General features: G+C 46.3%; 9 protein-coding genes and 1 pseudogene. 9 read left to right on the forward strand and 1 reads right to left on the reverse strand.

Going from position 1 to position 11,251, the window contains the following annotated elements; translation table 11 throughout:
• The first annotated feature begins 5 nt into the window (after nt 1–5).
• Genes ku through OI18_RS06775 form a run of 3 tightly spaced genes read left to right on the forward strand, consistent with a single transcriptional unit; the run spans nt 6 to nt 3,631 of the window.
• A complete protein-coding gene (gene ku / locus OI18_RS06765) occupies nt 6–794 on the forward strand; it encodes a non-homologous end joining protein Ku (RefSeq protein WP_039138326.1) in 789 nt (262 codons plus the stop codon).
• The gene (gene ligD, locus OI18_RS06770; RefSeq protein ID WP_039138333.1) at nt 791–3,172 is read left to right on the forward strand and encodes a DNA ligase D; all 2,382 of its coding nucleotides are present in this window, start codon (nt 791–793) and stop codon (nt 3,170–3,172) included. The genes ku and ligD overlap by 4 nt, the downstream gene beginning before the upstream one ends.
• A 6-nt stretch (nt 3,173–3,178) precedes the next feature.
• Nucleotides 3,179–3,631, forward strand: coding sequence for a GNAT family N-acetyltransferase (locus OI18_RS06775; protein WP_052272947.1), 453 nt, complete (start codon nt 3,179–3,181; stop codon nt 3,629–3,631).
• Nucleotides 3,632–3,665: 34 nt separating this feature from the next.
• Here OI18_RS06775 and trmD read toward each other — a convergent pair whose 3' ends face one another.
• Complete coding sequence (gene trmD / locus OI18_RS06780) at nt 3,666–4,343, reverse strand: tRNA (guanosine(37)-N1)-methyltransferase TrmD (RefSeq protein WP_039138342.1); 678 nt, start codon at nt 4,341–4,343, stop codon at nt 3,666–3,668.
• Nucleotides 4,344–4,394: 51 nt separating this feature from the next.
• Between trmD and OI18_RS06785 the strand changes: the two genes are divergently transcribed.
• The 6 genes and pseudogenes from OI18_RS06785 to OI18_RS24970 all read left to right on the forward strand — a co-directional run bounded on the left by OI18_RS06785 (nt 4,395) and on the right by OI18_RS24970 (nt 11,249).
• Entirely contained in the window at nt 4,395–5,924 is a 1,530-nt protein-coding gene (locus OI18_RS06785) for a glycoside hydrolase family 32 protein (RefSeq protein ID WP_039138346.1), read from the forward strand.
• Between the two features lie 7 nt (nt 5,925–5,931).
• On the forward strand, nt 5,932–6,681 hold the full coding sequence (locus OI18_RS06790) for an SDR family NAD(P)-dependent oxidoreductase (RefSeq protein WP_039138347.1): 750 nt from the start codon (nt 5,932–5,934) through the stop codon (nt 6,679–6,681).
• 118 nt (nt 6,682–6,799) lie between these two features.
• Nucleotides 6,800–7,816, forward strand: a complete 1,017-nt coding sequence (locus tag OI18_RS06795) for a glycoside hydrolase family 43 protein (protein ID WP_240312731.1) — start codon at nt 6,800–6,802, stop codon at nt 7,814–7,816.
• The gene (locus tag OI18_RS06800; protein WP_039138348.1) at nt 7,813–8,916 is read left to right on the forward strand and encodes a glycoside hydrolase family 2 TIM barrel-domain containing protein; all 1,104 of its coding nucleotides are present in this window, start codon (nt 7,813–7,815) and stop codon (nt 8,914–8,916) included. The genes OI18_RS06795 and OI18_RS06800 overlap by 4 nt, the downstream gene beginning before the upstream one ends.
• A gap of 39 nt (nt 8,917–8,955) precedes the next feature.
• Complete coding sequence (gene galK / locus OI18_RS06805) at nt 8,956–10,191, forward strand: galactokinase (RefSeq protein ID WP_205409994.1); 1,236 nt, start codon at nt 8,956–8,958, stop codon at nt 10,189–10,191.
• A 3-nt stretch (nt 10,192–10,194) separates the two neighbouring features.
• Nucleotides 10,195–11,249: pseudogene (locus OI18_RS24970) on the forward strand (UDP-glucose--hexose-1-phosphate uridylyltransferase).
• Nucleotides 11,250–11,251: the final 2 nt, after the last annotated feature.

The following is an 11,251-nucleotide window of genomic DNA, read 5'->3' on the forward strand; positions in this document are numbered from 1 at the left end:
TAGCAATGAAAGCCATCTGGACAGGTTCCCTCGGATTTGGATTGGTCAATATCCCGGTCAAGTTGTATAGTGCTGTTGAAGACAGCAGTCTCGACCTCGACATGCTCGACAAGAGCGACCATGCAAACATCAAGTACAAAAGAGTGAATGAAAAGACAGGGAAAGAAGTTCCCTGGGAAAATATCGTGCGCGGATACCTGCTCGACGATAAATATGTTGTGCTCGATAAGGCGGATTTTGACAAAGCTGCACCGGAAAAGACCAAGCATATAGAGATAACCCAGTTTGTAGATGTATCAGAAATTGACAGCAATCTCTTTGAACTGCCGTATTATCTCGAACCGGACAAATCCGGTGACCGTGCATATGTATTGTTGCGTGAAGCACTGGAGAAAACCAACAAGGCCGGCATTGGCCTCTTTGTTATGCATAACAGGGAGCACCTGTGTATCATCAGGGCTACTTCAGAAGTAATTGTATTGAACAGGATCCGCTTTGCAGAAGAAATCCGTTCAACAAAAGACCTGAAGGTTCCTGCCGAGAAAAGTAAACCGGCTGAAGTCAAGATGGCTGTAAGTCTAATCAATCAACTGACGAAACCATTCAAGATCGATCAGTTCAAAGATGATTACACAGAGAAGTTAATGAAGGTAATAAAGGCAAAATCGAAGGGCAAGTCTGTCGCAGTTCCCCAGTTGAAGGTGGTGCATTCGAAGACAAAGGATCTCATGGAACAGCTGAAGGCAAGTTTGTCGCCTTCGAAGTCAGCTTCGGGCAGGCGTAGAGCATCATGAGTTTATCAGTATACAACAAGAAAAGGGATTTCAGGCAAACCTCGGAGCCCGAGGGCAGGAAAACTGCGCGTACTAAATTCCGGTTTGTAGTGCAGGAGCACCACGCTTCAAGGCTGCACTACGATTTCAGGCTGGAGCTTGACGGGGTTTTAAAGAGCTGGGCGGTGCCGAAGGGCCCATCCATGGATCCCCAGGACAAACGGTTAGCTGTAATGGTCGAAGACCACCCGGTAAGTTATATAGATTTTGCAGGCACTATCCCCAAAGGCAATTATGGCGCGGGTAAGGTAAAGATCTGGGACAGTGGCACTTTTGAACCTGTTAATGAGTTACACGAACCTATCACGGAAAAGCAGGCATTGCAGGCTTTGCGGAAGGGCGATCTTAAAGTACTCATCAAAGGAAAAAAACTCAAAGGTGAATTTGTTCTTGTCCGGATGAAACAGGACGAGAAGAACTGGCTGCTGATCAAACATAAGGACCAGGCTGCAAAAGACTCTATAGCTTCCATCAGGTATGGCAAAGGCAAAAAACTGGGAAATTTCATTAAGCCAATGTTGGCTACCGCCATTAAGACTCCGTTCGATGATAAGGAATGGCTTTATGAGATCAAGTGGGATGGTTATCGTGCGATTGCAGAAGTGGATAATGGTGAAGTGCGTTTCTATTCGCGAAATGGCCTTGACTTCAGTCAGCGGTTTCCCTCCATTCTCAATGAACTTAAAAAATTGAAAGGCCAGGCTATTATTGATGGGGAAGTAGTATTGCTGAACGACAAAAACCTGCCAGATTTTCAAAAGCTGCAGAATTACGAAGACAACCTGAATTATCCGATAGTGTTTTATGCTTTTGATATGCTGGAGCTCGGTGGAAAGAATATGGAGGACCTGGAATTGATTGATCGCAAAGCTGTACTGAAAAAATATCTTGGTAAAAATAAGGTGATTCGGTACTGCGATCACATTGAGGAAAGAGGTATTGAGTTTCTTGGACTTGCCAGCGAACAGGGACTGGAAGGAGTTATCGCCAAAAAGACAGACAGCACATACAGCAGGGGCTACAGGAGTAAGCAATGGCTGAAAATCAAAAATGTGCAAAGCAGTGAGGCGATAATTGTCGGGTATACAGAACCGAAAGGTGGACGATCTCATTTTGGTTCATTGGTACTTGCAGGAAAAGAAGGGCGTAAACTGGTATACCGCGGACATGTCGGTACCGGGTTTTCAACCGCCCTGCTAGCATCCATGAAAAAGCTGATGAAGCCCATTGAGACAGGGGAGTCGCCATTTAGCACCAAGGTGCCAGTGAATGGAAAAGTCACCTGGCTGAAACCAAAGCTTGTTGCCGATATCGCTTATACAGAAGTTACTTCCGACGGCATATTCAGACATCCTGCATTCCTGCGATTACGCGAGGAGAAAAAAGCTGCTGAAATAAATGAGGAACTGGTTGAAGAACTTACTGAAATGGAAAAGGAAGATTTTATAAAGGCAGGAAAGTATAGTGTAAAGATCAGCAATCCCAGGAAGGTCTATTGGCCTGATGATGGATATACCAAGCTCGATCTTGTTCGCTATTATGAAAAGGCTGCCGATTATATCCTGCCACATTTAAAAGACCGGCCGTTGTCATTGAAACGTAATCCGAATGGGATCAATGATAAGGGCTTCTTTCATAAGGATGCAGGTGAGCATGCTCCTGAATATGCCAAAGTTTTTCCTGTCGAGAGTGAAAGCAGTAATAAGGTGATCGATTATATAGTCTGTAATAATTCTGCCACTTTATTATACCTGGCGAACCTCGGTTGTATTGAAATGAATCCATGGAACAGCACCGTCAAAAAACCGGATCACCCGACATGGATGGTTATTGATATTGACCCGTCAGATAAGAATACATTTGAACAGGTCGTGGATACAGCCCTTGCTACTAAAATGATTTTCGACAAGGCTGGCATGAATTCTTTTTGTAAAACATCCGGCTCATCGGGATTGCATGTATATACGCCGTTAAAGAATAAGTATGACTACGATACAGTGCGCGATTTCGCACACATCATTGCATCGCTTGTGCAGGAACAGCTTCCCGGCTTCACTACTTTGGAGCGATCACTGAGTAAGCGTGGAAACAGGATTTATATCGACTTCCTGCAGAATCGGAGTGGACAGACCTTGTCTTCAGTTTACAGCGTGCGTCCGGTTCCGGGAGCACAGGTTTCTACGGCGCTTGAATGGAAAGAAGTGAATCATAAATTGCATCCATCCCAATTCAACATCACAAATATCTTTGCCCGGCTGGAAAAAAAAGGTGATCTTTTTGCAGAAGTACTGACCGCTTCCGGCAGTATTGAAAGGGCTTTGCGCCAGTTAAAGCATTAAAGAACCATGCAGCAAAATTCCAGCGAGAGGATAATCAGGAAGCCGTCACGGGAGGAATACCAAACGATCGTTTCGTTGTGGGAAGCCTCTGTACGGGCCACGCATCACTTTCTTCCTGAGTCAGATATTGAGTATTTCCGGCCTCTTATTTTAAACCAGTTCCTGGATGCGGTTGATCTTTGGGGTTTATATGCAAACGGGGCGTTGCTCGGCTTCCTGGGAGTGCATGATCAAAAGGTAGAGATGTTGTTTGTGCATCCGCGGGAAATGGGTAAGGGCTTTGGTAAATTACTTTTGTTACATGCCATACAAGACCTGGGTGCCAACAAGGTCGATGTAAACGAACAGAATCCCGATGCCGTAGCATTCTACCGGTATATGGGATTCGAAGTTGTAAACCGTTCCCCGCTCGATGGACTTGGTAAGCCCTATCCCATTCTTCATATGGAATTGCGTTAATACATGCTGATAAAACTGATCGGGCGCGTTCAGGTTACTCCTGTTGCATATCGGGACGACGCTCGATCGTTCTTTTCAGGGCTTCTTCGTAGCGCCACTCATCCACCTTTTTCAGATCGCCACTGAGGAGAATGTCCGGGACTTTCCAGCCCCGGAAATCGGCGGGCCGCGTATAAACGGGGGGGGCAAGCAGGTCGTCCTGGAAGGAATCAGTGAGCGCGGAAGTTTCATCATTCAGAACGCCGGGCAATAAACGACCTACTGCGTCGACAACCACGGCGGCGGCCAGCTCACCACCACTTAGCACATAATCTCCTATGGAGATCTCCATAGTTACATAATGATCGCGGATACGCTGATCGATTCCTTTGTAATGGCCGCAGATGATAAGAAGATTTTCTTTCAGCGAAAGCCTGTTGGCAATCTTCTGTTCAAACCGCTGACCGTCAGGAGTCATATAAATGATCTCGTCGTACCTGCGGTCTTTGGAAAGACTGTCAATTGCATTAGCCAGGGGCTCACACATCATTACCATGCCGGCACCTCCTCCATACTGGTAGTCATCTACCTGGCCATATTCGTTTACAGCCCACTGCCTGAGGTGATGTACATGCACTTCCAGCAGACCTTTGTTTTGGGCACGTTTCATAATTGAGTGACCGAGCGGACTTTCCAACAGCTCAGGTAAAACGGAAATAATGTCGATTCGCATGGGGCAAAGATAGTGGACCCTCGAATTTTGATTATATTAGAGAAAGGAGTTATGAATAAGGTCATTATTTTCCTTCTTGGTATCTGTTTCCCGGCATTACTCACCGGGCAACAGGTAGCCGACCCGGTTTCATCGGAGTTCTATCGTCCTGTTTATCATTTTACACCTAAAGCCAACTGGATGAATGACCCTAACGGGCTCGTTTACCATAAGGGCTTATATCACCTGTTCTTCCAGTATTACCCTGGCGCCACAAGATGGGGGCCTATGCACTGGGGTCATGCTACCAGTTCCGATCTGCTGACATGGAAGGAGCAACCTATTGCACTCTATCCTGACAGTCTCGGTTATATATTTTCCGGGAGTGCTGTCGTTGACAAGGGCAATACTTCAGGGTTCGGACGTGAAGGGAAAGCACCGCTTGTCGCAATCTTCACACATCATCACCCTGACGGCGAAAAGAACGGCAGGAAAGATTACCAGGTGCAAAGCCTGGCATACAGTATTGACGATGGTAAAACCTGGGCCAAATACGCAGGTAACCCGGTACTTAATAACCCTGGCATTGCTGATTTCAGGGATCCAAAGGTGAGTTGGTATGAGCCCGCGGAAAAATGGATCATGACCCTTGCAACAAAAGATCGCATTGCGTTTTATTCCTCGCCTGATCTTAAGGAATGGACCAAAGAAAGTGAATTCGGCGAAACGTCAGGGGCTCATGGCGGAGTTTGGGAGTGCCCCGACCTGCTTCCTTTTGATCATAACGGAAAGAAAATGTGGATCTTATTGGTGAGTATTAATCCGGGTGCGCCAAACGGCGGATCGGGTACGCAATACTTTGTTGGTGATTTCGATGGGAAAAGATTTACTCCCCTGGAGCCGGAAAGCAAATGGATGGATCCGGGCACCGACAATTATGCCGGTGTAACATTTTTCAATACTGGCGGGAAGGTCATCCTGATCGGGTGGATGAGCAATTGGCAATATGGCCAGGACGTTCCCACCAAAGCATGGCGCAGCGCAATGACTTTGCCACGCGAATTGAGTATAGCAGAATCAGGAGGCAGGATTTACCTGGTCAGTAAGCCGATCAAAGAAGTAAAGAAATTATTTGAAAAGGAGATCGTAATTAAGAATCCTGCGATCAATAGAGATATATTCGAAGGGAAAGCGATGAAAGGACCTGGAGCGTACCGGATTTTAATCTCCGGAATGCCCGCCAGGGATTTCTCGATTGTGCTTTCGAATGAAGTAGGAAATGAGTTGATTATTGGCTTTGATTCTTCCTCAGGTAACTATTTCATAGACAGGAGAAAGTCCGGCGATGTAGGGTTTGAACCTGGCTTCGCAAAAAAGATTCCTTCCCGCCGGGTTTCCGGTACGACGACCATAGACCTTGAGCTTTATATTGATGTGGCTTCAGTTGAAATGTTTGCCGATAATGGTCTCAACGTCATGACGGCAATTTTCTTTCCGAATAGAAAAATGGATAAACTGTCTATCAGGTCTTCTCCTGGTGTCCGTCCCCGGGAACTAAAAATTGCGGTTGCACGTCCTCCTGCAAATCAACACACAAAATAATTCTGACATGGAACATTTAACAAACAAAGTTGCCCTTGTTACCGGAGCAGGATCCGGTATTGGTCGTGAAGTAGCATTGTTATATGCAAGCTCAGGAGCTAAGGTGGTGGTATCCGATATAAATGATGCAGCAGGAATGGAAACACACCGGATGATCCACCATTCTGGTGGTGAAGCAGTTTATATCCATTGTGACACGTCATCAGCGACAGACAATGAAAAACTTGTCAGCCAGTCCATGGCGCAATACGGAGCATTGCACATAACCTGTAACAACGCGGGCGTAGGTGGTCCGATTGCTGCTACCGGCGAGTATCCTGTTGATGGATGGGATAAAGTGATTAGTATAAATCTTTCGGGAGTTTTCTATGGAATGCGATACCAGATCCCGGCGATCCTGAAAAGTGGCGGAGGTGCGATCGTTAATATGGCCTCTATTCTTGGCGCAGTAGGAACTGCTTCGTCACCGGCATATGTTGCCGCGAAACATGGCGTGCTTGGACTTACAAAATCTGCGGCACTTGAATATGCTCCAAAGAACATCCGGATAAATGCCGTTGGTCCGGGTTATATTAAAACGCCATTGCTTGAAGGGTTACCGAAAGAAGCCATTAATGCCCTGGTAAAACTTCATCCGATGGGCCGGCTGGGTTTGCCAGAAGAAGTAGCGCAACTGGTGCTGTGGCTAAGCTCATCCGATGCTTCATTCATAACGGGTGCTTATTTTCCTGTCGATGGTGGGTACCTCGCACAATGAAATGTCCTGCTTTAAAGTGACGGGATTCTGATACATTTTGATGAAGCAATGATACGTTTTGGACAGTGAGTCGGGGATGGAATCGCTTTATTTGTACCTCGAATTATATCATGCGATTGTGAAGAAGCTCACTGCCATACGGATATTTTTACTTTTACAGATTGTATTGATGCAGCTTGACTGTATCGCACAACCGAAAAATACCAGTAGTGAATCACCCATCAGGTTGGCGGATCCCAGCATCTTTTATCACAATGACACATATTACCTGTATGGCACCGGAAAAGATACTCGTTCCGGTTTTGTCGTTTATGAATCAAAAGACCTCCTGCAATGGACCGGCCCTTCCGGAAGTTCTTCAGGTTATGCCCTGAAAAAAGGTGATTCTTTCGGGGAGCAAGGCTTTTGGGCACCGCAGGTATTTCAACACAACGGTAAGTTTTACCTGGCCTATACTGCTGATGAACAAATCGTCATTGCAACAGGCAATGATCCGAAAGGTCCGTTCCGCCAGCAGAGCATTGCCCCAATTTCCGGAACAGGCAAACAAATTGATCCTTTCCTTTTTAAGGATAAGGACGGTAAGGTCTACCTGTATTTTGTTAAACTCACGGAAGGGAATCGCTTATTTGTTGCTGAAATGAAGCCAGATCTTTCAGACATCGTGGCCGGATCTGTTACGCCTGTTCTTCACGCTACACTTCCATGGGAAAATACGGCTAATGTAAACTGGCCTGTGACAGAAGGCCCGGCAGTTTACAGGCATGGCGGGTATTATTACCTGCTGTATTCAGCAAATGACTTCAGGAATACAGACTACGCTGTGGGATATGCTGTAAGCCGGTCTCCACTGGGTCCATGGACTAAAGCAGGAAACAACCCCATCATTGATAAAAACCAGGTTGGTCATAATGGTCCCGGTCATGGCGATATACTGCAGTTACCTGACGGGTCACTCAGTTATGTCCTGCACACGCATTTTAATGATACTACAGTTCGCCCGAGATTAACCGGCATGGTTACCCTTTCTTTCGTTAAGGGTAAAACATTCGACAGTCTCACAATGAACAAGAACAGTTTCCGGTTTCTGAATGATCCGGACAGCACACAACTTTTTCAAACCCAAAATCGATGAATAGAAGAAAAATTTTGCTCGCTTTGATGAGCGCAGTTACGTTAAGTTACCAGGCATGTGATACTGGTGCCAGGGAAAAGCGGCTTGAAGACAACGGAACTAAAGCCACGGTGTGGTCAGCTGAAAAAGCGAAAGACTGGTATGCAAAAAATAGCTGGATCAACGGTGCGAATTTTATTCCCAGTACTGCTATCAACCAGCTGGAGATGTGGCAAAAGGAAACTTTCGACACTGCAACAATTTCCAAAGAGCTGGGTTGGGCTTCAGGGATTGGATTTAATACCATGCGGGTATACCTTCATCACAAGGCATGGGAGAATGACCAAAAAGGATTTCGCGATCGTGTAGATACATACCTGGATATTGCAGGTCGCAACGGTATCTCCACGATTTTTGTATTCTTTGATGACTGCTGGAATAAAGACCCGAAAGCCGGGTTGCAGCCACAGCCGAGGCCAGGAGTTCACAACTCCGGCTGGATGCAGGATCCCGGTGATCCTTATTACAAAGACACAACCCTTTATGCGGTCCTGGAGAAATATGTAAAAGATGTAATGGGGCACCTGGCTAATGACGAAAGAGTATTGATGTGGGATCTGTACAATGAGCCTGGTAACAGTGGCAAGAAAGACAGTTCATTGCCATTGCTGAAGAAAGTATTTCAGTGGGGACGTGATGTGAACCCGACCCAACCACTCACTGCGGGGCTCTGGGACTGGAATTTTCATGTTCTGAATGAATTTCAGTTGCATAACTCAGACGTAATCACGTACCACGATTATGAGGATGAAATGTGGCATAAGCGTGTACTCAATCTCTTGAAGATCCATGGTAAGCCGCTTGTATGCACAGAGTATATGGCACGTACACGTAATAGTTATTTCACGAATATTCTTCCAATGCTGAAAAAAGAAAATATCGGTGCCATTAACTGGGGTCTTGTGGCAGGTAAGTCAAATACTATTTATGCCTGGGACACGCCGGTTGCCGATGGCAGTGAACCGAAAATATGGTTTCACGATATTTTCAGGAAAGACGGCTCAGTGTACGATGAAAAAGAAGTTCAGCTGATCAAAGAGCTTAACAAGGATTCCCGTTAGTTTTTTCCATAGGCAAGTTAGCAGTCGTTACCACTTCACATGCCCGGCCTATTCCTGGGAGGGGAGAAGTGGTTTTATTTCAAAGTCATGATCACGGTAAATATGTCAAAATACAGTGGGCAATTGCACCGATTGTTCCTTAAGCACTTCGGGACTGAACCCGTAATGTTCCGCTCGCCCGGCCGGGTAAACCTGATTGGTGAGCATACAGATTACAACCAGGGGTTTGTACTACCTGCTGCGATTGATAAAGCAACCTATATCGCCATCGCCCCCCGAATGGATGACCAGGTGAATATCGTGTCTGCAGACCTGGAACAGCAATATCATTTCAGTTTGCAGGATGTGGGAAAGTCCGGCCTCCACTGGCCAGACTATATCATCGGGGTCGTTCAGCAACTCCTGGCGCTTGGAAGTCCAATCCACGGATTTGACATTGCATTTGGGGGAAATGTACCCATAGGAGCTGGCATGTCCTCATCGGCTGCACTTGAATGCGCAACGGCATTTGCACTCAACCGGATTTTTGATTGTGGTCTTAGTAGTCTCGAGATGGTAAAGGCAGCCCAGCGCGCCGAGAACCAGTTCGTTGGGGTGAATTGCGGGATAATGGACCAGTTTGCAAGCATGTTTGGTAAAGATGGTCATGTTATCCGGCTCGACTGCCGTTCCCTGGATTATACATACATCCCGTTCCGGATGGAGGGCTACCGTGTTGCACTGCTGGACACAGGTATAAGACATAATTTGAGCGATACGGAATACAACACCCGGAGAATGCAGTGCGAATCAGGAGTAGCCCTGATACAAATGCGCTATCCTGAGGTACAAAGTCTTCGTGACGTCACCATGCAAATGCTCAATGATTGTATTCGGCCCGGGAACGAAATAATATACAAAAGGTGCAAATATGTAGTTGAAGAAAATATCCGTTTGATGCAGGCCTGTTCTGACCTTGAGGAGAATGATATCAGGTCTTTTGGCGAACGGATGTACTCAACGCATGAAGGACTTGCAAAACTTTACGAAGTGAGTTGTCCTGAGCTTGATATTCTTGTTGAAGAAACGAGACTCCTTGATTATGTGCCTGGTTCGCGGATGATGGGCGGCGGCTTCGGTGGTTGTACAATTAATCTCGTCAGGGAAGACCACGTGGATGAATTGGTTAAAACAGTTGGCGAACGGTATAAAAAGCAAACCGGGAAAAATATGAGTGCCCACATAGTTACAATTGGTAACGGAACAAGTGCCGTTAATAATCCTTTTTCTGATTAGTATATGCAATCGTTTACATTAGCTGAACATCCACACAAGAGACTGAATATCCTTACAGGAGAATGGATTCTGGTATCGCCTCACCGGACAAGACGGCCCTGGCAGGGTAAGGTGGAAAAGCCGGAGCAGGACCAACTACCCGCGTTCGATCATAGCTGTTATTTATGTCCCGGCAACAAACGAGCTGATGGATCAATGAATGAGTCGTATAGAGGGCCTTACGCTTTTACCAACGATTTTGCTGCATTGGTTCCCGGCACTCCGCAGGGCGAAACGAATATCGGCGGCTTATTAAAGGCAACTGCCGAAAAGGGTATTTGCAGGGTGATCAGTTTCTCTCCCCGCCATGACCTTACATTGCCACAGCTCGGGATACATGATATTCGGAATGTTGTTGACCTGTGGTGTGATGAGTTCCACTCATTGGCTGCAGACCCGGATATCCGCTATATCCAGATCTTTGAGAATAAGGGAGCGATTATGGGCCACATCCACACGGACAGATCTGGGCTTCTGCGTCTATTCCTGTAGAGATCGAAAAGGAATCGACCCGCCAGCAAATGCATTTTGAAGCCACCGGCAGGACATTACTTGGCGATTACCTGGATATTGAACTACAAATGAATGAACGGATCGTAACTGCCAATGATCATTTTGTTGCACTGGTTCCGTTTTGGGCCACCTGGCCTTATGAAACGATGATCATCAGCCGGAGAGCCGTTCAGTGGATCACGGAATTTACAACGGAAGAAAGGCAGGCTCTTGCGGATATACTTAAAAAGCTTACCTGTAAGTACGATAACCTGTTCGAAGTTTCATTTCCTTATTCGGCAGGCATTCACCAGGCTCCTGTGAATTGCGGTCATTATGAAGCCTGGCACTGGCATATGCATTTTTATCCACCGCTTCTGCGTTCTGCATCAATAAAGAAATTTATGGTGGGTTATGAACTACTTGCGAATCCTCAACGCGATATCACAGCGGAATCCGCCGCTGAGAAGCTCCGAAGTCTCCCTGCTATACATTATACGCAGCAATCAACTGTCATTAACCATTAGAC

This window comes from Flavihumibacter solisilvae (assembly GCF_000814475.1).
GTDB lineage: Bacteria > Bacteroidota > Bacteroidia > Chitinophagales > Chitinophagaceae > Flavihumibacter > Flavihumibacter solisilvae.